Below are 26,470 nucleotides of genomic sequence, written 5' to 3'. Positions count from 1 at the left end.
ACAGAGAAGGAAAGAAGATGCCACGTCGTCGTGAAGTCCCCAAGCGGGAAATTCTGCCGGACCCGAAGTTCGGCAATGTGGAAGTCGCCAAGTTCATGAACGTCCTGATGCTGGACGGCAAGAAGTCGGTGGCTGAGCGTATCGTCTACGGTGCGTTCGACCAGATCGAGAAGAAAGCAGGCAAGGCGCCTATCGAGGTGTTCACGCTGGCTATCGGCAACATCAAGCCGGTGGTCGAAGTGAAGAGCCGTCGTGTTGGTGGCGCCAACTATCAGGTGCCGGTCGAAGTCCGGCCGTCGCGTCGTCTGGCATTGGCGATGCGTTGGCTGCGGGAAGCTGCGAAGAAGCGCAGCGAGAAGTCGATGGCCCTGCGTCTGGCTGGTGAGCTGCTCGAAGCCTCGGAAGGCCGCGGCGGCGCCATGAAGAAGCGCGACGAAGTGCACCGCATGGCTGAAGCCAACAAGGCGTTCTCGCACTTCCGCTTCTAAGCGACGCGAGACGTTGTTGGTTGCTGGGCGGGCTGTGTGCGCACATCTCGCCCATTTGTATTAGGGGCGCTTGGCCACGGGCCGGCGCCCCGTTGACGAATCTGAGGATTAACCGTGGCTCGTAAGACCCCCATTGAGCGCTACCGTAACATCGGTATTTCCGCTCACATCGACGCCGGCAAGACCACCACGACCGAGCGGATCCTGTTCTATACCGGTGTGAACCACAAGATCGGTGAAGTGCATGATGGCGCTGCCACCATGGACTGGATGGAGCAGGAGCAAGAGCGCGGCATCACCATTACGTCTGCTGCTACCACCGCCTTCTGGAAGGGCATGGGCGGCAACTACCCTGAGCACCGCTTCAACATCATCGACACCCCGGGCCACGTGGACTTCACCATCGAGGTGGAGCGTTCCATGCGTGTGCTGGACGGCGCGTGCATGGTGTACTGCGCAGTGGGTGGCGTGCAGCCGCAGTCGGAAACCGTCTGGCGTCAGGCCAACAAGTACAAGGTGCCGCGTCTGGCGTTCGTCAACAAGATGGACCGTACCGGCGCGAATTTCTTCAAGGTCTACGACCAGCTGAAGACCCGTCTGAAGGCCAACCCGGTGCCCGTCGTGGTGCCCATCGGCGCTGAAGATGGTTTCCAAGGCGTCGTCGATCTGCTGGAAATGAAGGCGATCATTTGGGACGAAGCCAGCCAAGGCGTGAAGTTCGAATACACCGACATCCCTGCGGAACTCGTTGACACGTGCAATGAGTGGCGCGAGAAGATGGTCGAGTCGGCCGCTGAAGCCAGCGAAGAGCTGATGGAAAAGTACCTGGGCGGCGAAGAGCTGACCCGTGCTGAGATCGTCAAGGCACTGCGCGACCGTACCATCGCCTGCGAAATCCAGCCGATGCTGTGCGGCACCGCGTTCAAGAACAAGGGCGTGCAGCGCATGCTCGACGCCGTGATCGATTTCCTGCCGTCGCCGGTCGACATTCCGCCGGTTCAAGGCATTGACGAAAACGACGAAGAGAAGAAGCTCGAGCGCAAGGCAGACGACAACGAAAAGTTCTCGGCGCTGGCGTTCAAGATCATGACCGACCCGTTCGTTGGTCAGCTGATCTTCTTCCGCGTCTACTCGGGCAAGATCAACTCGGGCGACACCGTGTACAACCCGGTGAAGCAGAAGAAGGAGCGTCTGGGCCGTATTCTGCAGATGCACGCCAACCAGCGCGAAGAAATCAAGGAAGTGCTGGCAGGCGACATCGCCGCTGCAGTGGGTTTGAAGGACGCTACCACGGGTGACACGCTGTGCGATCCGACCGCTCCGATCATTCTCGAGCGCATGGTGTTCCCGGAGCCGGTGATTTCGCAGGCTGTCGAGCCGAAGACCAAGGCTGACCAGGAAAAGATGGGCATCGCCCTGAACCGCCTGGCTGCTGAAGATCCGTCGTTCCGCGTGCGCACCGATGAAGAATCGGGCCAGACCATCATTTCGGGTATGGGCGAGCTGCACCTCGAAATTCTGGTCGATCGCATGAAGCGCGAATTCGGCGTGGAAGCCAACATTGGCGCCCCGCAAGTTGCCTACCGCGAAACCATCCGCAAGAAGGTTGAAGACGTCGAAGGCAAGTTCGTCAAGCAGTCCGGCGGTCGTGGTCAGTATGGCCACGCTGTCATCACGCTGGAACCGGCGGATGACGAGGCGAAGAAGGCTGGCAAGAACTTCGAATTCGTCGACGCCATCAAGGGCGGTGTGATTCCTCGCGAATACATCCCGGCGGTGGAGAAGGGTATCGTCGACACGCTGCCGGCCGGTATTCTGGCGGGCTTCCCGGTGGTGGACGTGAAGGTCACGCTGACGTTCGGTTCGTACCACGACGTGGACTCGAACGAAAACGCGTTCCGCATGGCCGGCTCGATGGCTTTCAAGGAAGCCATGCGCCGCGCCACCCCGGTTCTGCTCGAGCCGATGATGGCTGTGGAAGTGGAAACGCCGGAAGACTACACGGGTACCGTGATGGGCGACTTGTCGTCCCGCCGCGGCATCGTGCAGGGCATGGACGACATGGTGGGCGGCGGCAAGATCATCAAGGCCGAAGTCCCGCTGTCGGAAATGTTCGGTTATTCGACGTCGCTGCGCTCGCAGACGCAAGGCCGCGCCACGTACACCATGGAATTCAAGCAATACGCTGAGGCACCGAAGAACATCGCCGAAGCTGTGATGGCTGCCAAGGGTACGAAGTAATCCACGTGTTTTGGGCGGCGCGCGTGTGCGTGCCGCCCGCATCCAAATCTAGTAATTAGCCGATTCCGAATTGAGGAGCTGACATGGCAAAGGAAAAGTTCGAGCGGACCAAGCCGCACGTGAACGTTGGTACGATTGGTCACGTTGACCACGGCAAGACGACGCTGACCGCAGCGATCGCAACCGTGCTGTCGAGCAAGTTCGGTGGTACCGCGAAGAAGTACGACGAAATCGACGCAGCGCCGGAAGAAAAGGCGCGCGGCATCACGATCAACACCGCGCACATCGAGTACGAAACGGCTAACCGTCACTACGCGCACGTTGACTGCCCGGGCCACGCCGACTACGTCAAGAACATGATCACCGGTGCCGCCCAGATGGACGGCGCCATCCTGGTGTGCTCGGCCGCTGACGGCCCGATGCCGCAAACGCGTGAGCACATCCTGCTGGCCCGTCAGGTTGGTGTGCCGTACATCATCGTCTTCCTGAACAAGTGCGACATGGTGGACGACGCCGAGCTGCTGGAGCTGGTCGAGATGGAAGTGCGCGAACTTCTGTCGAAGTACGACTTCCCGGGCGACGACACCCCGATCATCAAGGGTTCGGCCAAGCTGGCGCTGGAAGGCGACAAGGGCGAACTGGGCGAAGTGGCCATCATGAATCTGGCCGACGCACTGGACACCTACATCCCGACGCCGGAGCGCGCTGTTGACGGCACGTTCCTGATGCCGGTGGAAGACGTGTTCTCGATCTCGGGTCGCGGCACCGTGGTGACCGGCCGTATCGAGCGCGGCGTCGTCAAGGTCGGCGAAGAAATCGAAATCGTCGGTATCGCCATGGACGGCGACAAGCCGAAGATCGACAAGACGACCTGCACGGGCGTGGAAATGTTCCGCAAGCTGCTCGACCAAGGTCAAGCAGGCGACAACGTCGGTATTCTGCTGCGTGGTACGAAGCGCGAAGACGTCCAGCGCGGCCAAGTGCTGGCCAAGCCGGGCTCGATCAAGCCGCACACGGAATTCACGGGCGAGGTCTACATCCTGTCGAAGGACGAAGGTGGCCGTCACACGCCGTTCTTCAACAACTACCGTCCGCAGTTCTACTTCCGTACGACGGACGTGACTGGCTCGATCGCCCTGCCGGAAGGCAAGGAAATGGTCATGCCGGGCGACAACGTGTCGATCACCGTCAAGCTGATCGCCCCGATCGCCATGGAAGAAGGTCTGCGCTTCGCTATCCGTGAAGGCGGCCGTACCGTGGGTGCTGGCGTCGTTGCCAAGATCCTGAAGTAAAAGGCGGATCGATGCGCTGTTCCTCGTAAGGGGGCGGCGCATCGCCTGTTGCATCGCTCTTTCAATCTACAGGCGGCCCGGCCGCCATGCTCTTTAAGGAAACATCATGCAGAACCAGAAGATCCGTATCCGCCTGAAGGCTTTCGACTATCGTCTGATCGACCAGTCGGCCGCTGAAATCGTTGAAACCGCCAAGCGCACCGGCGCGATCGTTAAGGGCCCGGTGCCCCTGCCGACCCGCATCCAGCGTTTCGACGTTCTGCGTTCGCCGCACGTCAACAAGACCAGCCGCGACCAGTTCGAGATCCGTACGCACCAGCGCCTGATGGACATCGTCGATCCGACGGACAAGACCGTCGACGCGCTGATGAAGCTGGACCTGCCGGCTGGCGTGGACGTCGAGATCAAGCTGCAATAAGCAAGACAACGCTGCCGGATCACTCCGGTAACGGGCAAACGGCGAGCTAAGTGCTCGCCGTTTTGCTTTTGGGCGCGGAATGTTGCATTGCGCACGATGTCCGGACCATCATTCGGCAAACGCTCTTGCATGTTGTCCGTAACCGGGATATATTGTAGGGCTACCCCTTTAGTCAGGGGAGTGGGCTGGCCGTTTTGGCCTCGCGCTGTCTCTTTAGGCGCAGTCCAGTTCAAGATTCGTAGTATCAATCAGCCCCGGCCAATCGCAGCTGGGAATGGAGCAAACCATGAGCCTTGGCCTTGTAGGTCGCAAGGTTGGCATGACCCGTATTTTCACGGACGACGGCGATTCGATTCCCGTCACCGTGCTCGAGGTCGGCGACAACCGCGTGACGCAAATCAAGACGGACGAGACCGACGGTTACACCGCGGTTCAAGTCACCTTCGGCACCCGACGCGCCAGCCGCGTCACCAAGCCGCTGGCGGGTCATCTCGCCAAAGCCGGCGTGGAAGCGGGCGAAGTCATCAAAGAATTCCGAGTGGATGCCGCTCGTGCCGCTGAATTCCAGCCTGGCGCGAACATCAGCGTCGACCTCTTCGAAGTCGGTCAGAAGATCGACGTCCAGGGTGTGACGATTGGTAAGGGCTACGCCGGTACCATCAAGCGTTACCACTTCTCGTCGGGCCGCGCCTCGCACGGTAACTCGCGCTCGCACAACGTGCCGGGCTCGATCGGTATGGCGCAGGATCCGGGTCGCGTGTTCCCGGGTAAGCGCATGACTGGTCACATGGGTGACGTCACCCGTACCGTTCAGAATCTGGAAATCGCCAAGATCGACGCAGAGCGCAAGCTGCTGCTGGTCAAGGGTGCGATTCCGGGCGCCAAGGGCGGTCAAGTCATCGTCACGCCGGCCGTGAAGGCCCGCGCCAAGAAGGCATAAGGAGCAAACGCATGGAACTGAAGCTGCTCCAGGACAACGGTCAACTCGGCGCTGGCGTTGCTGCCTCGCCGGAAGTGTTCGGCCGTGACTACAACGAAGCCCTCGTTCACCAAGTCGTCGTCGCTTATCAGGCCAACGCTCGCAGCGGTGACCGTAAGCAGAAGGATCGTGAAGAGGTCAAGCACACGACCAAGAAGCCGTGGCGCCAAAAGGGTACGGGCCGCGCCCGTGCAGGTATGAGCTCCTCCCCGCTGTGGCGCGGGGGTGGTCGTATCTTCCCGAACAGCCCGGAAGAAAACTTCTCGCAGAAGGTCAACAAGAAGATGTACCGCGCCGGCATGCGCTCGATTTATTCGCAGCTTGCCCGTGAAGGTCGCATCAACGTCGTTGACAGCCTGTCTGTCGACGCGCCCAAAACCAAGCTGCTGGCCGACAAGTTCCGCGCCATGGGCCTGGATTCGGTGCTCGTGATTACCGATAACCTGGACGAAAACCTCTTCCTGGCATCGCGCAACCTGGCGCATGTGCTCGTGGTTGAGCCGCGTCACGCCGACCCGCTGTCGCTCGTGCACTACAAGAAGGTGCTCGTGACCAAGGCAGCCGTCGCGCAGATCGAGGAGTTGCTGAAATGACGCAAGTTGCCAAGAACGACCATCGCCTGATGCAGGTGCTGCTGGCGCCTGTGGTGTCTGAAAAGGCAACCCTGGTGGCCGAGAAGAACGAACAGGTCGTGTTCGAAGTGGCTCGCGACGCCAACAAGGGCGAAGTGAAGGCAGCTGTCGAACTGCTGTTCAAGGTCGAAGTCGAGTCTGTCCAGATCCTGAACCAGAAGGGCAAGCAAAAGCGCTTCGGTCGCTTCATGGGTCGTCGTGACCACGTGAAGAAGGCCTATGTTTCGCTGAAGCCGGGCCAGGAAATCAATTTTGAAGCGGAGGCCAAGTAATCATGGCACTCGTCAAAACCAAGCCGACATCGCCGGGCCGCCGCTCGATGGTGAAGGTCGTTAACCCCGACCTTCACAAGGGCGCGCCGCACGCTCCGCTGCTGGAAAAGCAAATCCAGAAGTCGGGCCGTAACAACAACGGCCACATCACCACCCGTCACAAGGGCGGTGGTCACAAGCATCACTACCGCGTCGTCGATTTCAAGCGTAACGATAAGGACGGTATTCCGGCCAAGATCGAACGCCTGGAGTACGACCCGAACCGTAGCGCCAACATCGCGCTCGTGTTGTTCGCTGACGGCGAGCGCCGCTACATCATCGCCCCGAAGGGCGCTGTGGTTGGCCAAGCCATCGCTAACGGCTCGGAAGCGCCGATCAAGGCCGGTAACAACCTGCCGATCCGCAACATTCCGGTCGGTACGACGATCCACTGCGTGGAAATCCTGCCGGGCAAGGGTGCTCAAGTTGCCCGTTCGGCCGGCACGTCTGCTGTACTGCTGGCTCGCGAAGGCATCTACGCTCAAGTGCGTCTGCGCTCGGGTGAAGTGCGCCGCGTGCACATCGAGTGCCGCGCGACCATCGGTGAAGTCGGCAACGAAGAGCACAGCCTGCGCCAGATTGGCAAGGCCGGTGCAACCCGTTGGCGCGGTATTCGCCCGACCGTTCGCGGTGTGGTGATGAACCCGGTCGATCACCCGCATGGTGGTGGTGAAGGTAAGACTGCTGCTGGCCGTGATCCGGTGTCCCCGTGGGGCACGCCGACCAAGGGCTACCGCACCCGTCGTAACAAGCGCACTGACAGCATGATCGTTCAGCGCCGTCACAAGCGTTAATCGGTAGGTAGGAGCTTAGATATGACTCGTTCCGTAAAAAAGGGTCCTTTCATTGACGCCCACCTGCTGAAGAAGGTTGAGGCGGCGGTGCAAACGAAGGACAAGAAGCCCATTAAGACTTGGTCGCGTCGTTCGACCATTCTGCCGGACTTCATCGGCTTGACGATCGCTGTTCACAACGGTCGTCAGCACGTGCCCGTGTATGTCACGGAAAACATGGTTGGCCACAAGCTCGGCGAATTTGCGCTCACGCGTACGTTCAAGGGCCACGCTGCCGACAAGAAAGCGAAGCGATAAGGGGCAATCATGGAAGTTAAAGCGATTCATCGCGGCGCCCGTATCTCCGCACAGAAGACGCGCCTGGTTGCTGACCAGATTCGCGGCCTGTCGATCGAGCGCGCGCTCAACGTGCTGACGTTCAGCCCGAAGAAGGCGGCTGGCATCGTGAAGAAGGTGGTTGAGTCCGCCATCGCGAACGCCGAGCACAATGAAGGCGCCGATATCGACGAGCTGAAGGTCAAGTCGATCTACATCGACAAGGCCACGTCGCTCAAGCGCTTCACGGCGCGTGCGAAGGGCCGTGGCAACCGCATCGAGAAACAAACCTGTCACATCACTGTGACGCTGGGCAACTAAGGGGTCACGATGGGACAGAAGATTCATCCGACTGGCTTCCGTCTGGCTGTCAGCCGTAACTGGGCATCGCGTTGGTACGCGAGCAACACCCAGTTTGCCGGCATGCTCAAGGAAGACATCGAGGTTCGCGAGTTTCTGAAGAAGAAGCTGAAGAACGCGTCGGTGGGCCGCGTGGTCATCGAGCGTCCGGCCAAGAATGCTCGTATCACCATTTACAGCTCGCGTCCGGGCGTGGTGATCGGCAAGAAGGGCGAGGACATCGAGCTGCTGAAGGCTGAACTGCAGCGTCGCATGGGCGTGCCCGTGCACGTGAACATCGAAGAAATCCGCAAGCCGGAAGTCGATGCACAGCTGATCGCAGATTCGATCACGCAACAGCTCGAGCGCCGCATCATGTTCCGTCGCGCAATGAAGCGCGCGATGCAGAACGCGATGCGTCTGGGTGCCCAGGGCATCAAGATCATGAGCTCGGGCCGTCTGAACGGCATCGAAATCGCCCGTACCGAGTGGTACCGCGAAGGCCGTGTGCCCCTGCACACGCTGCGCGCCGATATCGACTACGGCTTCTCCGAAGCGGAAACCACCTACGGCATCATCGGTGTCAAGGTGTGGGTGTACAAGGGTGACCACCTTGGTCGCAACGACGCACCCGTCGTGGAAGAGCCGCAAGAAGAGCGTCGCAAGCGTCCGGGTCGCCCGGAAGGTCGTCGCCGTGAGGGCGAAGGTCGCCCGGCCGGTCAGCGCCGCGGTGCTGGTGCGGGTGCCCGTCGTGGCGCCGACGCCAAGACTGGAGAATAAACATGCTGCAACCTAAGCGCAGGAAGTACCGCAAGGAGCAGAAGGGCCGTAACACCGGTATCGCGACGCGTGGCAACGCAGTCTCGTTCGGCGAATTCGGTCTGAAGGCGATGGGCCGTGGCCGTCTGACCGCGCGTCAGATTGAGTCGGCGCGTCGTGCGATGACCCGTCACATCAAGCGTGGTGGCCGCATTTGGATCCGGATTTTCCCGGACAAGCCGATCTCGAAGAAGCCTGCCGAAGTCCGTATGGGTAACGGTAAGGGCAACCCGGAATACTACGTGGCTGAAATTCAGCCGGGCAAGATGCTGTACGAAATGGACGGCGTTGGCGAAGAACTGGCACGCGAGGCATTTCGCCTGGCCGCTGCCAAGTTGCCGATCGCGACCAGCTTCGTGGTGCGTCAGGTCGGAACGTAAGGAGCACACACCATGAAAGCATCCGAACTGCGCGACAAAGATGTCGCCGGGCTGAACCAGGAGCTCTCCGAGCTGCTGAAGGCCCAATTTGGCCTGCGCATGCAAAAAGCGACGCAACAGCTGCAGAACACCAGCCAGCTGAAGAAGGTGCGTCGTGACATTGCGCGTGTCCGCACCGTGCTGGGCCAGAAGGGGAACCAGAAATGACTGAAGCCGCAACGTCCCTGAAGCGCACGCTCGTCGGTCGCGTTGTCAGCAACAAGATGGACAAGACCGTCACGGTCCTGATCGAAAACCGCGTCAAGCATCCGCTGTACGGCAAGTACGTGGTGCGCTCGAAGAAGTACCATGCGCACGACGAAGCCAACCAGTACAACGAAGGCGACAAGGTTGAGATCACGGAATCGCGTCCGCTCTCCCGCACTAAGTCGTGGGTGGTGTCGCGTCTGCTTGAAGCTGCACGCGTGATCTAAAACAACAGCGGAGTAGTTTGCTGTTGCAAGGCCGAGATTATGTGATATAGTCTCGGTCTTTCCCTTTGAGAGGGTGGCCGGCAAATCTGCTGGTGGCTCGGGTGAGGGGAAAAGCGAATGGGCCAGGCGGCAATCGCCGTCGGGCAGCTACCGACTTCAAGTTGATCAACCCAATCGCAGTTGGCGCAATGCCAGCAGCCGGCGGGACCAAGACTGATCGCCTCTGCGCATTGTGCGTTTGGCGAATTAAGTTGGGACGAGAACACCATGATTCAGACAGAAAGCCGGCTCGAAGTGGCCGATAACACGGGTGCGCGTGAAGTCATGTGCATCAAGGTGCTGGGCGGTTCGAAGCGCCGCTACGCCAGCGTCGGCGACATCATCAAGGTCAGCGTCAAGGATGCTGCCCCGCGTGGTCGCGTGAAGAAGGGCGATATCTACAACGCCGTGGTGGTGCGTACCGCCAAGGGCGTGCGCCGTCCTGACGGCTCGCTCATCAAGTTCGACGGCAATGCCGCCGTGCTGCTGAACACCAAGCTTGAGCCGATCGGCACCCGCATTTTCGGGCCGGTCACTCGCGAACTCCGTACCGAGCGCTTCATGAAGATCGTGTCGCTCGCGCCGGAAGTGCTGTAATCGGAGGCCGCATGAACAAGATTCGCAAGGGCGATCGCGTCATCGTCCGTACCGGTAAAGACAAGGGCAAGCAAGGTACCGTGCTGGCCGTGCTAGCCGAGCATGTGACGGTTGAAGGCGTGAACGTTGCCAAGAAGCACGTGCGCCCGAACCCGATGCTGGGTACAACGGGTGGTGTGGTCGACAAGGTCATGCCCATCCATATTTCGAACGTTGCGCTCGTGGATGCCAATGGCAAGCCGTCGCGCGTCGGCATCAAGGTTGAAGGCGGCGTGAAGACGCGCGTGCTGAAGACCACCGGTGCTGCCGTCGGCGCTTGATTCTGGGCAATAGAGAGGAGTTGAGCATGACTGCACGTCTGCAAGAGTTTTACAAAGAAAAGGTTGTGCCCGAGCTGATCAAACAGTTTGGCTACAAGTCCGTGATGGAAGTGCCGCGCATCACCAAGATCACCCTGAACATGGGTCTTGGCGAAGCCATCAATGACAAGAAGGTCATTGAGCACGCCACGGGCGACCTGATCAAGATCGCTGGCCAGAAGCCCATCGTGACGAAGGCCCGCAAGGCTATCGCTGGCTTCAAGATCCGCCAGGGTTACCCGATCGGCACGATGGTCACGCTGCGTGGCCAACGTATGTACGAATTCCTAGATCGCTTCATCACTGTGTCGCTGCCCCGCGTGCGCGACTTTCGTGGTGTGTCTGGCAAGGCGTTCGACGGTCGTGGCAACTACAACATCGGTGTGAAAGAGCAGATCATTTTCCCCGAGATCGAATACGACAAGATCGACGCACTCCGTGGTCTGAACATCAGCATCACGACGACTGCGAAGAACGACGAGGAAGCGAAGGCGCTCCTCAACGCGTTCAAGTTCCCGTTCCGTAATTAAGGGGTTACCGTGGCTAAATTGTCTCTGATCGAACGCGAGAAGAAGCGTGCCAAGCTCGTGGCCAAGTACGCTGAGAAGCGCGCCGCTCTCGAAGCCATCGTGGCCGACCAAAGCAAGTCGGAAGAAGAGCGCTACGAAGCGCGTCTGAAATTGCAAGCGCTGCCGCGCAACGCAAATCCGACTCGTCAGCGCAACCGCTGCTCGATCACCGGTCGTCCCCGCGGTACGTTCCGTAAGTTCGGCCTGGCGCGTAACAAGCTCCGCGAGATCGCCTTCAAGGGCGAGATCCCGGGTCTGACGAAAGCCAGCTGGTAATCACGCACAGGCTACAGGAGAAACAGTATGAGCATGAGCGATCCGATCGCCGATATGCTGACGCGTATCCGCAACGCGCAAGCGGTGGAAAAAGCGTCGGTGGTCATGCCGTCGTCGAAGCTGAAGGTGGCAATCGCCAAAGTCCTGAAGGACGAAGGCTACATCGACGAATTCGCCGTGACCGAGCAGGGTGGTAAGTCCACGCTGACGATTGGTCTGAAGTACTACGCTGGCCGCCCGGTCATCGAGCGCCTGGAGCGCGTCTCGAAGCCTGGCCTGCGTGTGTACAAGGGCCGTAATGAAATTCCGCAAGTGATGAACGGCCTGGGTGTCGCCATCATCTCGACCCCGCAGGGTCTGATGACGGACCGCCGTGCCCGCGCAACCGGTGTCGGTGGCGAAGTCATTTGCTACGTCGCCTAAGGGAGGGGAACCATGTCTCGCGTAGGTAAGGCTCCCATCGCGCTGCCCAAGGGCGCGGAAGTCAATTTTGCTGGTGGTCTGCTGACCGTTAAGGGCCCGCTGGGCAGCCTGACGCAGCCGATTCACTCGCTGGTCAAGGTCACCACCGACAACGGCACGATCACGTTCGCGCCGGCAGATGAGTCGCGTGAAGCCAATGCGTTGCAAGGTACGATGCGCGCCCTGACGGCCAACATGGTCAAGGGTGTGACGACGGGCTTCGAGCGCAAGCTGAACCTGGTCGGTGTGGGTTACCGTGCATCGGTTCAGGGCACCGCTCTGAAACTGCAACTCGGTTTCTCGCACGACGTGATCCATGAGATGCCGGAAGGCGTGAAGGCGGAAACGCCGACGCAGACCGAGATCATCATCAAGGGTTCGGACAAGCAAAAAGTTGGTCAGGTCGCCGCTGAAGTGCGTGGTTATCGTCCGCCGGAGCCCTACAAGGGCAAGGGTGTACGCTACGCCGATGAGCGTGTGATCCTGAAGGAAACCAAGAAGAAGTAAGGGTGCACATCATGAACAAAAATGACTCGCGTCTGCGCCGTGCACGTCAGACCCGCCTGAAAATTGCGGAACTGAGCGTCGCCCGTCTGGCTGTGCACCGTACGAACTTGCACATTTATGCGCAGGTCTTCTCGGAAGATGGCACCAAGGTCCTGGCTTCGGCCTCGACTGCGGAAGCCGAAGTCCGCAAGGAACTGAACGGCAACGGTGGCAACACCGCTGCTGCCACCCTGGTGGGTAAGCGTATCGCTGAGAAGGCGAAGGCTGCCGGCATCGAAGCCGTGGCGTTCGATCGCTCGGGTTTCCGTTATCACGGTCGCGTGAAGGCTCTGGCCGACGCGGCACGCGAAGCTGGCCTGAAGTTCTAAGCCGGCATAGAGGATATCGTCATGGCAAAAATTCAACCTAAGGTCCAAGGGGACGAACGCGACGACGGTCTTCGCGAGAAGATGATCGCGGTCAACCGTGTGACCAAGGTGGTCAAGGGCGGCCGGATTCTCGGTTTCGCTGCTCTGACTGTGGTCGGCGACGGCGACGGCCGTATCGGCATGGGCAAGGGTAAGGCTAAGGAAGTGCCCGTGGCCGTGCAGAAGGCAATGGACGAAGCCCGTCGCAAGATGGTCAAGGTTCCGCTGAAGAACGGTACGCTGCAGCACGAAGTGGTTGGCAAGCATGGCGCCGCAAAGGTGCAGATGATGCCCGCGAAGGACGGTACTGGCGTGATCGCCGGTGGTCCGATGCGCGCCATCTTCGAAGTGATGGGCGTGACGAACATCGTGACCAAGTCGCACGGTTCGACCAATCCTTACAACATGGTGCGCGCAACGCTGGATGGCCTGCGCAAGATGAGCACCCCGGCCGAAGTTGCCGCCAAGCGTGGCAAGTCGGTCGAAGAGATCCTCGGCTAAGCCGAAGGGATAGGTGAACGATATGTCGCAGAAAACCGTGAAAGTCCAACTCGTGCGCAGCCTGATCGGTACGCGCGAAGACCACCGCGCCACGGTGCGCGGCCTGGGCCTGCGCCGCATGAACTCGGTGTCCGAATTGCAGGACACGCCCGCAGTGCGCGGCATGATCAACAAGGTGTCCTACCTGGTCAAGGTCATCGGCTAAGGCAAGACGGAGAAGAGCATGCAACTGAATAACCTGAAGCCGGCAGCCGGCTCCAAGCACGCCAAGCGCCGCGTTGGTCGCGGTATTGGTTCGGGCCTGGGCAAGACGGCTGGTCGTGGTCACAAGGGTCAGAAGTCGCGTTCGGGTGGTTTCCACAAGGTCGGCTTCGAAGGCGGCCAGATGCCCCTGCATCGTCGTCTGCCCAAGCGTGGTTTCACCTCGCTGACCAAGGAATTCACCGCTGAAGTGCGTCTGGGCGACCTGGCGGGCTTGCCGATCGAAGAAATCGATCTGCTGTCCCTCAAGCAAGCCGGCCTCGTTGGCGAGATGGTCAAGAGCGCCAAGGTGATCCTGTCGGGCGAAATCGACAAGAAGGTGACCCTAAAGGGCATCGGCGCGACGGCTGGAGCGAAAGCTGCAATCGAAGCGGCTGGTGGCTCGCTGGCCTAATAGCCTGCTGTTTCACACTGACGGAGCATCCGTTTGGCCACGGCGAAACCTAATGTGATGGCCCAGGCCAAGAACACGGCCAAGTACGGCGATCTTCGCCGTCGGCTGGTGTTCCTGGTTCTGGCATTGCTGGTGTACCGGATCGGCGCGCACATTCCTGTGCCGGGTATCGATCCGGATCAACTGGCGCAGCTTTTCCAACGGCAGTCGGGCGGCATCCTCGGGATGTTCAACCTGTTCTCCGGCGGCGCGCTGTCGCGTTTCACGGTGTTTGCGCTGGGGATCATGCCGTACATCTCGGCGTCGATCATCATGCAACTGCTGACGATCGTGCTGCCGCAGCTGGAATCGTTGAAGAAGGAAGGCCAAGCCGGCCAGCGCAAGATTACGCAGTACACGCGCTACGGTACGGTCGTCCTGGCAACATTCCAGGCGCTGGGGATTGCAGTGGCGCTCGAGGCGCAGCCGGGTCTGGTGCTGGATCCTGGTCTGATGTTCCGGGCCACTGCAGTGATTACGCTGGTGACGGGCACGATGTTCCTGATGTGGCTGGGTGAGCAAATCACCGAGCGTGGTCTGGGCAACGGTATCTCGATCATTATTTTTGGCGGAATTGCTGCAGGACTCCCGAACGCGATCGGCGGCTTGTTCGAGCTGGTGCGTACGGGCTCGATGGGGATTTTCTCCGCGATCCTGGTGGTGGCGATTATTGGTGCGGTGACGTTTGTGGTCGTGTTCATTGAACGCGGCCAGCGCAAAATCCTCGTCAACTACGCCAAGCGGCAGGTTGGTAACAAGATTTATGGCGGACAGTCGTCGCATCTGCCGCTGAAGTTGAATATGGCTGGGGTGATTCCGCCGATTTTTGCATCGTCGATCATTCTGTTCCCGGCCACGATCGCGGGCTGGTTTACAGCTGGCAACTCGACGAATCCGGTTGCACGGGTCGTCAAGGACCTAGCGGCAACGCTGTCGCCGGGTCAGCCGGTGTACATCCTGCTGTATGCGGCGGCGATCATCTTCTTCTGTTTCTTCTACACCGCGCTGGTCTATAACAGCCGGGAAGTGGCGGATAACCTGAAGAAGAGTGGGGCGTTCATTCCGGGCATCCGTCCGGGCGAGCAAACCACGCGGTATATCGACAAGATTCTGGTGCGTTTGACCCTGGCAGGTGCGATCTACATCACGCTAGTGTGTCTGTTGCCGGAGTTCTTGGTGCTGCGCTGGAACGTGCCGTTCTACTTCGGTGGGACGTCCCTGTTGATCATCGTAGTTGTCACGATGGACTTCATGGCGCAAGTGCAGTCCTACGTGATGTCTCAGCAGTACGAGTCTTTGATGAAGAAGGCGAATTTCAAGGGAAACCTGACACTCCGCTAGGAGTGATCGCACGAACCTGAAGGGACATGGCTAAAGATGACGTGATCCAGATGCAGGGCGAGGTGCTGGAAAACCTCCCCAACGCAACGTTTCGCGTCAAGCTAGAGAACGGCCACGTAGTGTTAGGCCATATTTCCGGCAAGATGCGTATGCATTACATCCGCATCTTGCCCGGGGACAAGGTGACGGTCGAATTGACCCCGTATGATCTGTCCCGCGCGCGCATCGTATTCCGGGCGAAGTGAGCGGACTGGAATTGAAGGAAGAGGAAAATCATGAAAGTGCTGGCTTCTGTTAAGCGCATTTGCCGCAACTGCAAAATCATCAAGCGCAAGGGCGTGGTGCGTGTGATCTGCTCGTCGGACCCGCGTCATAAGCAGCGCCAAGGCTAATTTCGCAAAGAGGATTGACGAATGGCACGTATCGCAGGGGTCAACATCCCCAACCACAAACATACCGTGATTGGCCTGACGGCGATCTACGGTATCGGCCGCTCGCGCGCTCAGAAGATTTGCGAGGCTACTGGCATCCCGACCGATAAGAAGGTCAAGGACCTGACGGATCCGGACCAGGACGCGCTGCGTAAGGAAATTGAGAAGTTCCTCGTCGAAGGCGATCTGCGCCGTGAGACGACGATGAACATCAAGCGCCTGATGGATCTGGGCTGCTACCGTGGCGTGCGCCATCGCAAGGGCCTGCCGATGCGTGGTCAGCGTACTCGCACGAATGCCCGTACCCGTAAGGGTCCGCGCAAGGCCGGCGTCGCGCTCAAGAAGTAATCCGTCGGGTAAAGGATAAGAACTATGGCAAAAGCAGCGAATACCGCCGCCCAGCGCGCGCGCAAGAAGGTTCGCAAGAACGTCGCCGACGGCATCGCGCACGTTCACGCGTCGTTCAACAACACGATCATCACGATCACCGACCGCCAGGGCAATGCTCTGTCGTGGGCGACGTCGGGTGGCCAAGGCTTCAAGGGCTCGCGTAAGTCGACGCCGTTTGCCGCTCAGGTGGCAGCTGAGAGTGCTGGTCGCGTGGCGCAGGACCAAGGCATTAAAAACCTGGAAGTGCGCATCAAGGGCCCGGGCCCGGGTCGTGAATCGGCTGTGCGTGCACTGAACAATCTGGGTATCAAGATCCAGTTGATCGAGGATGTGACGCCGGTTCCGCACAACGGCTGCCGTCCGCCGAAGCGTCGTCGTATCTAAGTGATTCGACCGGCCGCGCCAGTTGCTGGCGAGGTCGGTCTGCGGGTGCTATACTTGCCCGCTTGCCTGTCTTCCGGGTTCTCCGGAAGGCGGGTTTCGTCTTTTCATAAGCCCACTGTTCGCTGCGGCCCTGTTGCTAGGGCTGAGCAGGCGGACCATCCGCGGCCGTGTGCCACGGATGACTGATAACGAAGGAACATAACGTGGCACGCTATACCGGTCCCAAGGCGAAACTGTCTCGCCGCGAAGGTACTGACCTTTTCCTGAAGAGCGCACGCCGCTCGCTCGCCGACAAGTGCAAGCTGGACAGCAAGCCTGGTCAGCACGGCCGCACGTCCGGTGCTCGCACCTCCGACTACGGCAACCAACTGCGTGAAAAGCAGAAGGTCAAGCGCATCTATGGCGTGCTGGAGCGTCAATTCCGCCGTTACTTCGCTGAAGCCGATCGCCGCAAGGGCAACACGGGTGAAACCCTGCTGCAACTGCTGGAATCGCGCCTGGACAACGTCGTCTACCGCATGGGCTTTGGCTCGACCCGCGCTGAAGCGCGCCAGCTGGTGTCGCACAAGGCGATCCTGGTGAACGGTCAAGCTCTGAACGTGCCGTCGGCTCAAGTCAAGTCGGGCGACGTGATTGCTATCCGCGAGAAGTCGAAGAAGCAAGTGCGTATTGCCGAATCGCTGACGCTGGCTGAACAGACTGGCTTCCCGATCTGGGTTGCTGTGGACGCCAAGAAGATGGAAGGCACCTTCAAGCAAGCCCCGGATCGCGCAGATATCGCTGGCGATATCAACGAAAGCCTGATCGTCGAACTGTATTCGCGTTAATGACGGCGCCCGTACCTCAGGTGCGGGCTCGTGCGCCTTTTGGGGCGCCCATCATCAACGACATTGTGTTCGTGCGCCAACAGTACTCAGGTGCCGATCCAATCCGAATCGTTACGTGCCGCAACGCGATTGCGGCATGTGCGTCTTCCGTCGCAACGTTCTGCGATGGAACCTTTCCAGTCCAATCCGTCAGCCTTATCGGTGTAACGAGCCGAGGGTATTGAAATAGGACAACCTAATGCAAACAGCACTCCTGAAGCCCAAAATTATTGCGGTTGAGCCGCTTGGCGATCATCACGCGAAGGTCGTCATGGAACCGTTCGAGCGAGGCTACGGCCACACGCTCGGTAACGCGCTGCGCCGCGTGCTGCTGTCGTCGATGGTCGGCTATGCCCCGACAGAAGTCACGATCGCAGGGGTCGTCCACGAATATTCCACCATCGATGGCGTGCAGGAAGACGTCGTCAACCTGCTGCTCAATCTGAAGGGCGTGGTGTTCAAGCTGCACAACCGTGATGAAGTCACGGTGTCGCTGCGCAAGGAAGGCGAAGGTGTGGTGACGGCCGCTGATATCGAGCTGCCGCATGATGTCGAGATCATCAATCCTGGTCACGTGATCGCCAACCTGTCGGCTGGCGGCAAGCTTGATCTGCAGTTGAAGGTCGAGCAAGGCCGCGGCTATGTGCCGGGCAACGTGCGCAAGTTCGGCGATGAGTCGAGCAAGGTTATCGGCCGCATCGTGCTGGACGCCTCGTTCGCGCCGGTGCGCCGTGTGTCGTATGCGGTTGAGTCTGCACGTGTTGAGCAGCGTACCGATCTCGACAAGCTGGTGATGAACATCGAGACCAATGGCGTGATCTCGCCGGAAGAAGCGATCCGCCAGTCGGCTCGCATCCTGGTTGATCAACTGTCGGTGTTCGCCGCGCTGGAAGGTACCGAGAGCGCCGCCGAGGCCGCCGCCGCCCGCGCGCCGCAGATCGATCCGATCCTGCTGCGTCCGGTCGACGATCTGGAGCTGACGGTGCGTTCGGCCAACTGCCTGAAGGCCGAAAACATCTATTACATCGGCGACCTGATTCAGCGTACCGAGAACGAACTGCTCAAGACCCCGAACCTGGGTCGCAAGTCGCTCAACGAGATCAAGGAAGTCCTCGCATCGCGTGGCCTGACGCTCGGCATGAAGCTCGAGAACTGGCCGCCGGCAGGTCTCGAGAAGTAAGTTGCAATTGTCGGCCGGTGCGCAAGTATCGGCCGGTCTTCCTGCCATCGCTGTTTGGGTGGCTTATTGTTAAAGCTACCGGCCCGCGCCACGCAGCGTTGTACGAGCGGCGGCGATAGAAGAGCTGGTCAAACACTCTTAAGAAGGAATCATCATGCGTCACCGTCATGGTTTGCGGAAACTGAACCGCACCTCGTCGCACCGTCTCGCGATGCTGCGCAACATGTCCAACTCGCTGCTGCAGCACGAGCTGATCAAGACCACGCTGCCGAAGGCCAAGGAACTGCGCAAGGTTGTTGAGCCGCTGATTACGCTGGCCAAGAAGGACACCGTAGCCAACCGCCGTCTGGCATTCGCCCGCCTGCGCGATCGCGACATGGTCACCAAGCTGTTCAACGAACTGGGCCCGCGTTTCGCGACCCGTCCGGGCGGCTACACCCGTATCCTGAAGTTCGGCTTCCGTCAGGGCGACAATGCGCCGATGGCTCTGGTCGAGCTGCTCGACCGTCCGGAAGTTGCCGAGGCTGTGGAAGTCGACGGCGCTGCCGAGTAAGGTCAGCCTAGGTTTGCCGGTGCGACATGGCGTCGCGCCGGGCAAGCTAGAGAATGCGTGCTGTCGCGCGCATTACAATGAAGCCAGGATTCGTATCCTGGCTTTTTTGTTGTCCGCTTTCGGTGCTCTAGCAGTTGGCGCGCAACCGTGGAGTATCTATGTCTGACGGAACCGAAGTGCTGCTGGTGCTGACAAACCTGCCCGACGCTGACAGTGCGGATCGCATAACAAAGGCCGTGCTGGAATCCAGAGCCGCAGCGTGCGTCAACCGTTTGCCGGTTTGCGCGTCGGCGTACTGGTGGAATGGTGCGATCGAGCACGCCGCCGAGATCCCGCTGCTGATCAAGACAACGCGTGCAGCCTACCCCGCGCTGGAAGTCGCGCTACGCAAGGCGCATCCGTACGAGGTCCCTGAGATCATCGCTGTGCCGGTGGCTGCGGGCTTGCCGGCGTATCTTGCGTGGGTGGCCGACGAAACGTGCCTGCCTTCCAATTGATGTTTGATTGCCGTTGATATGACCTTCTCTTCGTTCGTGTCCGTGCGACGTGTGGTGCAGTTGGTGATGCTGTTCGTCGCAGTGGCGACGCTGCCCATGCGCGTGCATGCTGCTGACGATTTCCTGCCACCCGAGCAGGCATTCCGCTTCTCCGCCACGCAGGTCGACGGCCAGACTGTCGAAGTCAAGTTCGCCATTGCCGACGGCTACTACATGTACCGCGAACGCTTCGCGGTGGCGGCGGACCCGGCGACCGTCACGCTGGCACCCCCTGACATGCCGGCAGGCAAGGTCAAGTTTGACGAGACGTTCAACAAGGACGTAGAGACCTATCGGCATGACGTTGCATTCCGAGTGAAAGCGCAGAACGCCACGGCGCCTTTCACGCTGATCGTCACGTCGCAAGGGTGTGCGGATCGGGGCCTGTGCTATCCGCCGATGAAGAGCCGTTTCCTGGTGGAGCCCGCCGCCTCGTTGCCGGGCGCGTCTTCCGCAGGCGGTGGCGACGCCAGCTCCGGTGACGCCCTCGGCCGCATCGCCAGCACGCTCGGCAGCGGCAATCTGGGAGCGATTGCGGCGTTGTTTTTTGGACTCGGGCTGCTGCTGACCTTTACGCCGTGCGTGCTGCCGATGCTGCCGATCCTGTCGGCGATCGTGGTTGGCGAGCACGCGACGCGTTCGCGCGCAGCCATCGTGTCGGTTGCTTACGTGCTCGGTATGGCAGTCGTCTATACCGCCGTGGGTGTGGCAGCCGGCTTGGCCGGGCAGGGCCTGCAAGCTGCGCTACAGAACGCGTGGGTGCTGGGCGCGTTTGCTGTCTTGATGGTGGCGCTGTCGCTGTCGATGTTCGGGCTGTATGAACTGCAATTGCCGGCAGCTTGGCGCGATCACCTGACAAAAGCCTCCAGCAAGCATGGCGGCGGCGAGATTGTGGGAGCCGTCGTGATGGGTGCGCTGTCGGCGTTGATTGTGTCCCCGTGTGTGACGCCGGCATTGGCGGGCGCGCTGGCCTATATCGCGCAGACCGGCAACGCCGCGGTCGGCGGTATGGCGTTGTTTGCGATGTCGGTCGGCATGGGCGTGCCGCTCGTGCTCGTAGGTGTGGGGGCGGGCAACTTGCTACCGCGCGCTGGTCATTGGTTGATCGTCACCAAGGCGGTGTTCGGATTCATCCTGCTGGCTGTGGCGCTGTGGATCGTGCAGCCGGTGTTGCCGGCTTGGGCGGTGATGGTCGCGTGGGGTGGGTTGCTGATCGGTGCGGCCGTGTTTCTGCGGACATTCGATTCGCTGCCGGATGGCGCGGGCAACGTGCAGCGCTTGGGCAAGGTCGCGGGTGTGCTGCTCGCGCTGGCGGGTGCGGCGCAACTGGTTGGCGTCGCCGCTGGGGGCCGCGATCCGCTGCAACCGCTGAGCGGATTGATTCGCGCATCGGCGGGCACGTCCGCGCAAGCCGAAGCACACGGCGTGACATTCAAGCGCGTGAAGAGCATCGCCGAACTCGATGCCGAAGTGCGCAACGCGAGCGCATCGGGTCGTGCGGTGATGCTCGATTTCTACGCCGACTGGTGCGTAAGCTGCAAAGAGATGGAGCGCCTGACCTTTACCGATGCGCGGGTGCGCAAGGCGCTTGCAGATGTGGTGCTGCTGCAGGCTGACGTGACGGCTAACAACGCTGATGACCAAGCGCTGCTCAAGCGCTTTGGCCTGTTCGGTCCGCCCGGCACGATCTTCTTCGATGCGCAGGGTCGCGAACTGAAAGCGCGTGTGGTTGGTTTTGAGCGCGCCGACACTTTCCTGGAAAGCCTGCGCCGCGCGATCGGCACGACGCAGGCAGTCAAGCCGACGGCCTGATTACGCGCGCAGCAGGCGTGCGGCGTCCAATGCGAAATACGTCAGGATGCCGTTCGCGCCGGCGCGCTTGAATGCCAGCAGCGATTCCAGCACGACCTTGTCGTGATCCAGCCAGCCGTTCTGCGCGGCGGCTTTCAGCATCGCGTATTCACCGCTGACCTGATAGACGTAGGTCGGGAAGCGGAACTCATCTTTCACGCGGCGCACGATGTCGAGATATGGCATGCCGGGCTTGACCATCACCATGTCGGCCCCTTCGGCGATGTCGAGCGCCACTTCGCGCAGTGCTTCGTCCGAGTTGGCCGGGTCCATCTGGTAAGTCATCTTGTTGCTCTTGCCCAGATTGGCCGCCGAGCCCACCGCATCACGGAACGGGCCGTAGAACGCCGAAGCGTACTTCGCCGCGTAGGCCATGATGCGCGTGTGGATGTGGTCGTCATTCTCCAGCGCCAGGCGAATCGCTCCGATGCGGCCGTCCATCATGTCCGACGGCGCGACGATGTCCACGCCAGCCTCGGCTTGCACCAGGGCCTGGCGCATCAGGATATCCACCGTCTCTTCGTTAAGCACGTAGCCGTTGGCGTCGAGCACACCGTCCTGGCCATGGCTCGTGTACGGATCGAGCGCCACATCGGTCAGGATGCCCAATTCAGGGAAGCGCGCCTTGAGCGCCTTTACCGCGCGCGGGATCAAGCCATCGGCATTGGTGGCCTCGATACCATCCGGCGTTTTGAGCGAGGGCTCGATAACGGGGAAGAGCGCAAGCACCGGAACGCCAAGCTGCACGCACTGCTCGGCCACGCTCAGCAATACATCGATTGACACGCGCTCGACACCTGGCATCGACGGCACGGCCTGTCGCACATTGGTGCCTTCGAGGATGAAGACGGGGTAGATCAGGTCGTCGGGAGTGAGGCGCGATTCGCGCATCATGCGGCGGGAGAAATCGTCGCGGCGCATGCGGCGCGGACGATGGTCGGGGAAGCTCGCGATCATTTCAGCAGACCCTAAGAACACACTGTGAAGTTTCGAAACCTTTGTCGCGATTATCCATCCTATGCACGGACAATGCGCCAGCGACGCTGATGCAGCGTCCCCCGCGGCTCCTCCCTGACGCGGGTTCCCATCGATGGCTCGATGGGGTCGTTACCCCCGTTGCGTGTTTGGCGACGGGGTTTTTTTTGCCTGCTCGGCGTGCGGCTCCGGTTCCAGCGCCTCCGGCAGGCACAGCCAGCCTGCGACAATTCGCTGCGCCTCTTCGATGCCGCGGCGCTTCAGGCTGGAGAACAACTGCACCGTGAGCGACACATCGCCGTCGATCTGCGCGCGGTAATCGGCCAGCACCTTGCGTGCCGCCATGAGCGCGCGCGAGGCGTCGTTGTTGGTCAGCTTGTCCGCTTTCGTGAGCAGCACATGGATCGGCTTGCCTGTCGGCAGGAACCACTCGACCATCTGGCAATCGAGGTCTGTAAACGGCCGGCGCGCGTCCATCATGATGACGAGGCCGGCGAGCTGTTGGCGTGCCTTGACGTAGTCGCCCAAAAGGTGAACCCAGTGCGATTTGGTTTCGCCGGGTGCTTCGGCATAGCCGTAACCGGGCAGGTCGACCAGGAAGCCGAGCGGGTCTTCCGCCTTGGCGGGCATCACCGAGAAATAGTTGATGTGCTGCGTGCGGCCGGGCGTCTTACTGGAAAACGCCAGCCGCTTCTGATTGCACAGGATGTTGATCGCGGTGGATTTGCCTGCGTTGGAGCGGCCCGCAAACGCAACTTCCGGCACGGCGGTCGCCGGTAAATCACGCAGATGATTGACGGTGATGAAGAAACGGGCTTGATGCAGGAGCGACATGCGCGGCAGTACCTGTAAACTGCAGTTCAGAACTGCGTGGTTGCTGCGCCGCGAGGTCGCATTGCAGAGGTGTTATTGTACAATACGCCGGTTTACGGACGTCCCCACCAGATCCGTCGCAGGACCGCCCCGAGGCCCGGGCCGGTCCGTTTTCATGCGCTGGTCTGGCACGAGGAGAAGGGGGCGCCCCGCGCCGCAGGGTCCCACATTGGGCGGCGCACGCAGCATTCGAAAACAATCTAAACAAGGTGTGCGAATGAACCGCATCGCGAACGTTTTTGCTGTCGCAGCGCTGTCCCTGGCATCGGTCTTCTCCATAGCCCATGCCGAAGAGCAAAAAGTCGCCAAGGGCGACGCCGCGCGCGGCGAGACGATCTTCAACAACGGTGTGCCCGCCAATGGCGTGCCCGCGTGTGCCAGTTGTCACGGCGCCGGCGGCAACAGCGCCATGAACGTCAACCCGAAGCTGGCTGGCCAGCACGCCGAATACATCGAAAAGCAGCTCAAGGATTTCAAGGCCAAGACCGACCGTAACCAGCCGGTCATGTCGCTGTACGCCGGCGCGCTGTCGGATCAGGACATGAAGGATATTGGCGCCTACCTGGGCAAGCAAGCGGCCTGGAAGCCTGGTTCGGCCAAGAGCAAGGACACCATCGAGCTGGGCCAGAAGCTGTATCGCGGCGGCGACGCCAAGCGCGGTATCGCAGCGTGTGCAGGCTGTCACGGCCCGACGGGTGCCGGCATTCCGGCGCAGTATCCGCGTATCGCAGGTCAATTCTCTGAATACACAGAAGCTCAACTAGTTGCGTTCCAAAGCGGCACCCGCAAGAACAGCGTACAGATGCGCGATCTGGCGGGTCGCATGACGGCCCAGCAGATCAAGGCGGTGGCCGACTACATTGCGGGCCTGCGCTAATCTGCCGCACCTGGCCGTCATGTGACGGTCGCACAATCAACAAGAAGAACAGGGTGGCAATGCGCCTGGCATCGCCACCCTGTTTTCATTTCTGAACAGGTTGTCTTCCCGCATGTCTTCGGTCTCCACTTCCGGCGTCCAGATTCGCTCCCGCCGCCGCGCGCTGCGCGAAACGGTCGAGCTGCTGTCGTCGATGCGCTTTGCCATCAGCCTGCTGACGGTGATCGCCATTGCCAGCGTGATCGGCACGGTGCTCAAGCAGAACGATCCGTACCCGAACTACGTCAACCAGTTCGGGCCTTTCTGGGCCGATGTGTTCCGCTCGCTGACGCTGCCCACGGTCTATAGCGCTTGGTGGTTTCTGCTGATCCTGGCGTTCCTGGTGGTGTCGACCTCGCTGTGCATCGTGCGCAATGCCCCCAAGATGCTGGCCGACATGCGCTCCTGGCGCGAGAACGTGCGCGAAGGCAGCCTGCGCGCGTTCCATCACCGCGACGAATTTGATTCCCCCGCCGATACCGCAACCGTGACCGCACGCCTGGCGGCGCTCGCGCAGAACCGTGGTTTCCGCATCAAGGCATTCGCGCGCGAGGGTGGTGCGACGCTGATTACCGCAAAGGCGGGGGCGGGCAACAAGATCGGCTACATCCTGGCGCACACGGCCATCGTCGTGATCTGTATCGGCGGGTTGCTGGACGGCGACATGATGATCCGCGCGCAGATGTGGTTTGGCGGCAAGTCGCCCATCAAAGGCAATGCGGTCATCAGCGACATCGGGTCGGAGCATCGGCTCTCGGCGTCGAACCCGGGCTTCCGCGGTAACGCGTTCGTGCCGGAAGGTTCGAGCGTCAGCACGGCGATCCTGAACATCGCTGACGGCGCGCTGATCCAAGACTTACCGTTCATGATCACGCTCAAGAAGTTCACTGTTGAGCATTATTCGACCGGCATGCCAAAGCTGTTCGCCAGCGACATCGTCGTGACCGACCGCCGTACCGGCAAGCAGACCGCTGCGCGCGTGGAGGTGAACAAGCCTTTCGTGTATGACGGCGTGGCGATCTACCAGTCGAGCTTCGAAGATGGCGGCTCGAAACTCAAGCTGACCGGCTTCCCGATGCACGGTGACAACGCCAAGACGTTCGATATGTCGGGCGTCGTGGGCGAGAGCTCGAAGCTCACCGGCAAGGGGGGCGACTACACGGTCGAGTTCTCTGACTTCCGCCTGATGAATGTCGAAACCGTGACGGACGCCTCGGGCAAGCAGGACGCACGCGGCGTGGGCAAGAAGGGCGGGGCGGAAACTGGTCTGCGCGCGGAGCTTGGCAACGTCACCAAGATGACGCGCGACCGCGATCTGCGCAACGTCGGCCCTTCCGTGCAGTACAAGCTGCGCGACGCCAACGGCCAAGCGCACGAATTCAGCAATTACATGCTGCCGGTCACGCTGGACGGGCAATCGGTATTCCTGGCCGGCATGCGCTCTCAGCCCGACGAGCCGTTCCGCTATCTGCGCATTCCTGCCGATGCACAAGGCACCGTCCGTGACTGGATGCGCCTGCGCGCTGCGCTGCAAAATCCGGCGATGCGGGGCGAAGCGGCGCGCCGGTTCGCGCTGCTCTCCATGCCTGGCGAGCAGCGTGCGGAACTGCGCAATCAGCTGATGGAAAGTGCGCGTCGCGCGCTCGACCTCTTTGCTGGCGCTGCCGATGTGAAGGATGGGGCCGCCGGTGCAGAGGGCGGTTTTGCCGCAGTCGCTACATTCCTGCAGAAATCGGTGCCCGAAGGCGAGCGCGAGAAGGCCGCCGATGTACTGATGAAGATCATCAACAGCTCCATGTGGGAGTTGTGGCAACTGGCCCGCGCGCAGGACGGCCAACCGGCACCCACTGTGGATGCCGCCAGCAGCCAGTGGTTGCAGAGCGCCATCAACGCGCTGTCGGACAATGTCTTCTACGGCGCACCCGTGTATTTGCAGTTGACCGACTTCCAGCAGGTGCAAGCCAGCGTCTTCCAGCTCACACGTGCGCCGGGCAAAAACATCGTGTATCTTGGGTCGTTGCTGCTGGTGCTGGGCGTTTTCTCGATGTTCTACGTGCGAGAGCGCCGCTGGTGGCTGTGGATCCGACCGCAATCCGGTCAGGCCAACGAAAGCGCCTCCGGCGCACATGTGCTGACCGCCATGTCGACCATGCGCCGTACGCTCGACTTTGACCGCGAGTTCGAGCGCCTCAAGCACGATATCCGCGCCGCGGCTGGAGCCCCAGGCGCCCCCGATGCCGCCGGTGCAGCGAGCGTCGACCCCAAACCAACGAAGTGAGCCG

At 60.8% G+C, this 26,470-nt stretch carries 38 protein-coding genes; 36 read left to right on the top strand and 2 right to left on the bottom strand.

Annotated features, from left to right (window positions below; genetic code table 11):
* The first annotated feature begins 17 nt into the window (after window positions 1-17).
* The 34 genes from rpsG to dsbD all read left to right on the top strand — a co-directional run bounded on the left by rpsG (window position 18) and on the right by dsbD (window position 21,385).
* Window positions 18-488: a 30S ribosomal protein S7 gene (gene rpsG, locus BG83_RS0117360; protein WP_004634470.1), complete on the top strand. Its 471-nt coding sequence runs from the start codon at window positions 18-20 to the stop codon at window positions 486-488.
* A 114-nt stretch (window positions 489-602) separates the two neighbouring features.
* A complete protein-coding gene (gene fusA / locus BG83_RS0117355) occupies window positions 603-2,729 on the top strand; it encodes an elongation factor G (RefSeq protein WP_024977885.1) in 2,127 nt (708 codons plus the stop codon).
* A gap of 83 nt (window positions 2,730-2,812) precedes the next feature.
* Window positions 2,813-4,021 carry an elongation factor Tu gene (gene tuf, locus BG83_RS0117350; protein WP_024977884.1) on the top strand — a complete coding sequence of 403 codons (1,209 nt, stop codon included), beginning with the start codon at window positions 2,813-2,815 and terminating at the stop codon, window positions 4,019-4,021.
* A gap of 106 nt (window positions 4,022-4,127) precedes the next feature.
* On the top strand, window positions 4,128-4,439 hold the full coding sequence (rpsJ, locus tag BG83_RS0117345; RefSeq protein ID WP_004634473.1) for a 30S ribosomal protein S10: 312 nt from the start codon (window positions 4,128-4,130) through the stop codon (window positions 4,437-4,439).
* 286 nt (window positions 4,440-4,725) lie between these two features.
* Complete coding sequence (gene rplC, locus BG83_RS0117340) at window positions 4,726-5,379, top strand: 50S ribosomal protein L3 (RefSeq protein ID WP_024977883.1); 654 nt, start codon at window positions 4,726-4,728, stop codon at window positions 5,377-5,379.
* Window positions 5,380-5,390: 11 nt separating this feature from the next.
* Window positions 5,391-6,011, top strand: coding sequence for a 50S ribosomal protein L4 (rplD, locus tag BG83_RS0117335; RefSeq protein WP_024977882.1), 621 nt, complete (start codon window positions 5,391-5,393; stop codon window positions 6,009-6,011).
* Complete coding sequence (gene rplW / locus BG83_RS0117330) at window positions 6,008-6,322, top strand: 50S ribosomal protein L23 (RefSeq protein WP_004634476.1); 315 nt, start codon at window positions 6,008-6,010, stop codon at window positions 6,320-6,322. The genes rplD and rplW overlap by 4 nt, the downstream gene beginning before the upstream one ends.
* A 2-nt stretch (window positions 6,323-6,324) precedes the next feature.
* Window positions 6,325-7,155, top strand: a complete 831-nt coding sequence (gene rplB, locus BG83_RS0117325; protein ID WP_004634477.1) for a 50S ribosomal protein L2 — start codon at window positions 6,325-6,327, stop codon at window positions 7,153-7,155.
* 21 nt (window positions 7,156-7,176) lie between these two features.
* A complete protein-coding gene (gene rpsS, locus BG83_RS0117320) occupies window positions 7,177-7,452 on the top strand; it encodes a 30S ribosomal protein S19 (RefSeq protein ID WP_004634478.1) in 276 nt (91 codons plus the stop codon).
* Window positions 7,453-7,461: 9 nt separating this feature from the next.
* The gene (gene rplV, locus BG83_RS0117315; protein ID WP_004634479.1) at window positions 7,462-7,791 is read left to right on the top strand and encodes a 50S ribosomal protein L22; all 330 of its coding nucleotides are present in this window, start codon (window positions 7,462-7,464) and stop codon (window positions 7,789-7,791) included.
* A gap of 9 nt (window positions 7,792-7,800) precedes the next feature.
* A complete protein-coding gene (gene rpsC / locus BG83_RS0117310) occupies window positions 7,801-8,589 on the top strand; it encodes a 30S ribosomal protein S3 (protein WP_009241892.1) in 789 nt (262 codons plus the stop codon).
* Between the two features lie 2 nt (window positions 8,590-8,591).
* Window positions 8,592-9,008 (top strand): 50S ribosomal protein L16, encoded by a 417-nt coding sequence (gene rplP, locus BG83_RS0117305; protein WP_003264123.1) that lies wholly within the window; start codon window positions 8,592-8,594, stop codon window positions 9,006-9,008.
* Between the two features lie 12 nt (window positions 9,009-9,020).
* Window positions 9,021-9,215, top strand: a complete 195-nt coding sequence (rpmC, locus tag BG83_RS0117300) for a 50S ribosomal protein L29 (RefSeq protein ID WP_004634481.1) — start codon at window positions 9,021-9,023, stop codon at window positions 9,213-9,215.
* Window positions 9,212-9,481 carry a 30S ribosomal protein S17 gene (gene rpsQ / locus BG83_RS0117295; RefSeq protein ID WP_004634482.1) on the top strand — a complete coding sequence of 90 codons (270 nt, stop codon included), beginning with the start codon at window positions 9,212-9,214 and terminating at the stop codon, window positions 9,479-9,481. Before rpmC ends, rpsQ begins: the two co-directional genes overlap by 4 nt.
* Before the next feature lie 267 nt (window positions 9,482-9,748).
* Entirely contained in the window at window positions 9,749-10,117 is a 369-nt protein-coding gene (rplN, locus tag BG83_RS0117290; RefSeq protein ID WP_003264129.1) for a 50S ribosomal protein L14, read from the top strand.
* Window positions 10,118-10,128: 11 nt separating this feature from the next.
* Window positions 10,129-10,437 (top strand): 50S ribosomal protein L24, encoded by a 309-nt coding sequence (gene rplX, locus BG83_RS0117285; protein WP_009241893.1) that lies wholly within the window; start codon window positions 10,129-10,131, stop codon window positions 10,435-10,437.
* 26 nt (window positions 10,438-10,463) lie between these two features.
* On the top strand, window positions 10,464-11,006 hold the full coding sequence (gene rplE / locus BG83_RS0117280; RefSeq protein WP_009241894.1) for a 50S ribosomal protein L5: 543 nt from the start codon (window positions 10,464-10,466) through the stop codon (window positions 11,004-11,006).
* A gap of 9 nt (window positions 11,007-11,015) precedes the next feature.
* Window positions 11,016-11,321: a 30S ribosomal protein S14 gene (gene rpsN, locus BG83_RS0117275; RefSeq protein ID WP_004634486.1), complete on the top strand. Its 306-nt coding sequence runs from the start codon at window positions 11,016-11,018 to the stop codon at window positions 11,319-11,321.
* A 27-nt stretch (window positions 11,322-11,348) separates the two neighbouring features.
* Complete coding sequence (rpsH, locus tag BG83_RS0117270; RefSeq protein WP_004634489.1) at window positions 11,349-11,744, top strand: 30S ribosomal protein S8; 396 nt, start codon at window positions 11,349-11,351, stop codon at window positions 11,742-11,744.
* Window positions 11,745-11,756: 12 nt separating this feature from the next.
* Window positions 11,757-12,290: a 50S ribosomal protein L6 gene (rplF, locus tag BG83_RS0117265; protein WP_024977881.1), complete on the top strand. Its 534-nt coding sequence runs from the start codon at window positions 11,757-11,759 to the stop codon at window positions 12,288-12,290.
* Window positions 12,291-12,301: 11 nt separating this feature from the next.
* Window positions 12,302-12,658: a 50S ribosomal protein L18 gene (gene rplR, locus BG83_RS0117260; RefSeq protein ID WP_004634492.1), complete on the top strand. Its 357-nt coding sequence runs from the start codon at window positions 12,302-12,304 to the stop codon at window positions 12,656-12,658.
* Window positions 12,659-12,679: 21 nt separating this feature from the next.
* Window positions 12,680-13,198 carry a 30S ribosomal protein S5 gene (gene rpsE, locus BG83_RS0117255; RefSeq protein ID WP_004634493.1) on the top strand — a complete coding sequence of 173 codons (519 nt, stop codon included), beginning with the start codon at window positions 12,680-12,682 and terminating at the stop codon, window positions 13,196-13,198.
* Window positions 13,199-13,220: 22 nt separating this feature from the next.
* A complete protein-coding gene (rpmD, locus tag BG83_RS0117250; RefSeq protein WP_003264137.1) occupies window positions 13,221-13,403 on the top strand; it encodes a 50S ribosomal protein L30 in 183 nt (60 codons plus the stop codon).
* A gap of 18 nt (window positions 13,404-13,421) precedes the next feature.
* A complete protein-coding gene (gene rplO, locus BG83_RS0117245) occupies window positions 13,422-13,853 on the top strand; it encodes a 50S ribosomal protein L15 (protein WP_024977880.1) in 432 nt (143 codons plus the stop codon).
* Between the two features lie 57 nt (window positions 13,854-13,910).
* Window positions 13,911-15,233: a preprotein translocase subunit SecY gene (gene secY, locus BG83_RS0117240; protein WP_009277656.1), complete on the top strand. Its 1,323-nt coding sequence runs from the start codon at window positions 13,911-13,913 to the stop codon at window positions 15,231-15,233.
* Window positions 15,234-15,259: 26 nt separating this feature from the next.
* Window positions 15,260-15,478, top strand: coding sequence for a translation initiation factor IF-1 (gene infA, locus BG83_RS0117235; protein ID WP_003264140.1), 219 nt, complete (start codon window positions 15,260-15,262; stop codon window positions 15,476-15,478).
* A 30-nt stretch (window positions 15,479-15,508) separates the two neighbouring features.
* Window positions 15,509-15,625, top strand: coding sequence for a 50S ribosomal protein L36 (gene rpmJ / locus BG83_RS0117230; RefSeq protein ID WP_003264141.1), 117 nt, complete (start codon window positions 15,509-15,511; stop codon window positions 15,623-15,625).
* Between the two features lie 21 nt (window positions 15,626-15,646).
* Window positions 15,647-16,012 carry a 30S ribosomal protein S13 gene (gene rpsM, locus BG83_RS0117225; protein ID WP_004634501.1) on the top strand — a complete coding sequence of 122 codons (366 nt, stop codon included), beginning with the start codon at window positions 15,647-15,649 and terminating at the stop codon, window positions 16,010-16,012.
* Window positions 16,013-16,036: 24 nt separating this feature from the next.
* Window positions 16,037-16,438 carry a 30S ribosomal protein S11 gene (gene rpsK, locus BG83_RS0117220; RefSeq protein ID WP_003264143.1) on the top strand — a complete coding sequence of 134 codons (402 nt, stop codon included), beginning with the start codon at window positions 16,037-16,039 and terminating at the stop codon, window positions 16,436-16,438.
* A gap of 203 nt (window positions 16,439-16,641) precedes the next feature.
* Window positions 16,642-17,265, top strand: a complete 624-nt coding sequence (rpsD, locus tag BG83_RS0117215; protein ID WP_024977879.1) for a 30S ribosomal protein S4 — start codon at window positions 16,642-16,644, stop codon at window positions 17,263-17,265.
* A gap of 238 nt (window positions 17,266-17,503) precedes the next feature.
* Window positions 17,504-18,484: a DNA-directed RNA polymerase subunit alpha gene (locus BG83_RS0117210; protein ID WP_004634508.1), complete on the top strand. Its 981-nt coding sequence runs from the start codon at window positions 17,504-17,506 to the stop codon at window positions 18,482-18,484.
* Between the two features lie 154 nt (window positions 18,485-18,638).
* On the top strand, window positions 18,639-19,037 hold the full coding sequence (gene rplQ / locus BG83_RS0117205) for a 50S ribosomal protein L17 (protein WP_024977878.1): 399 nt from the start codon (window positions 18,639-18,641) through the stop codon (window positions 19,035-19,037).
* Between the two features lie 158 nt (window positions 19,038-19,195).
* Window positions 19,196-19,534 (top strand): divalent-cation tolerance protein CutA, encoded by a 339-nt coding sequence (gene cutA / locus BG83_RS0117200; protein ID WP_024977877.1) that lies wholly within the window; start codon window positions 19,196-19,198, stop codon window positions 19,532-19,534.
* A gap of 18 nt (window positions 19,535-19,552) precedes the next feature.
* A complete protein-coding gene (gene dsbD, locus BG83_RS0117195) occupies window positions 19,553-21,385 on the top strand; it encodes a protein-disulfide reductase DsbD (protein ID WP_024977876.1) in 1,833 nt (610 codons plus the stop codon).
* Here dsbD and hemB read toward each other — a convergent pair whose 3' ends face one another.
* Together hemB and yihA are read right to left on the bottom strand one after the other, a co-directional pair.
* On the bottom strand, window positions 21,386-22,381 hold the full coding sequence (gene hemB, locus BG83_RS0117190; RefSeq protein ID WP_024977875.1) for a porphobilinogen synthase: 996 nt from the start codon (window positions 22,379-22,381) through the stop codon (window positions 21,386-21,388).
* A gap of 150 nt (window positions 22,382-22,531) precedes the next feature.
* Window positions 22,532-23,233, bottom strand: a complete 702-nt coding sequence (yihA, locus tag BG83_RS0117185; protein ID WP_024977874.1) for a ribosome biogenesis GTP-binding protein YihA/YsxC — start codon at window positions 23,231-23,233, stop codon at window positions 22,532-22,534.
* 256 nt (window positions 23,234-23,489) lie between these two features.
* Between yihA and BG83_RS0117180 the strand changes: the two genes are divergently transcribed.
* Together BG83_RS0117180 and BG83_RS0117175 are read left to right on the top strand one after the other, a co-directional pair.
* Window positions 23,490-24,149: a c-type cytochrome gene (locus BG83_RS0117180; RefSeq protein ID WP_024977873.1), complete on the top strand. Its 660-nt coding sequence runs from the start codon at window positions 23,490-23,492 to the stop codon at window positions 24,147-24,149.
* 112 nt (window positions 24,150-24,261) lie between these two features.
* Window positions 24,262-26,466: a cytochrome c biogenesis protein ResB gene (locus BG83_RS0117175; RefSeq protein WP_024977872.1), complete on the top strand. Its 2,205-nt coding sequence runs from the start codon at window positions 24,262-24,264 to the stop codon at window positions 26,464-26,466.
* The last annotated feature ends 4 nt before the right edge of the window (window positions 26,467-26,470 follow it).

This window comes from Ralstonia pickettii, assembly GCF_000607165.1.
GTDB classification, from domain to species: Bacteria; Pseudomonadota; Gammaproteobacteria; order Burkholderiales; family Burkholderiaceae; genus Ralstonia; species Ralstonia holmesii.
This window is presented reverse-complemented; position numbering and strand designations above follow the sequence as displayed.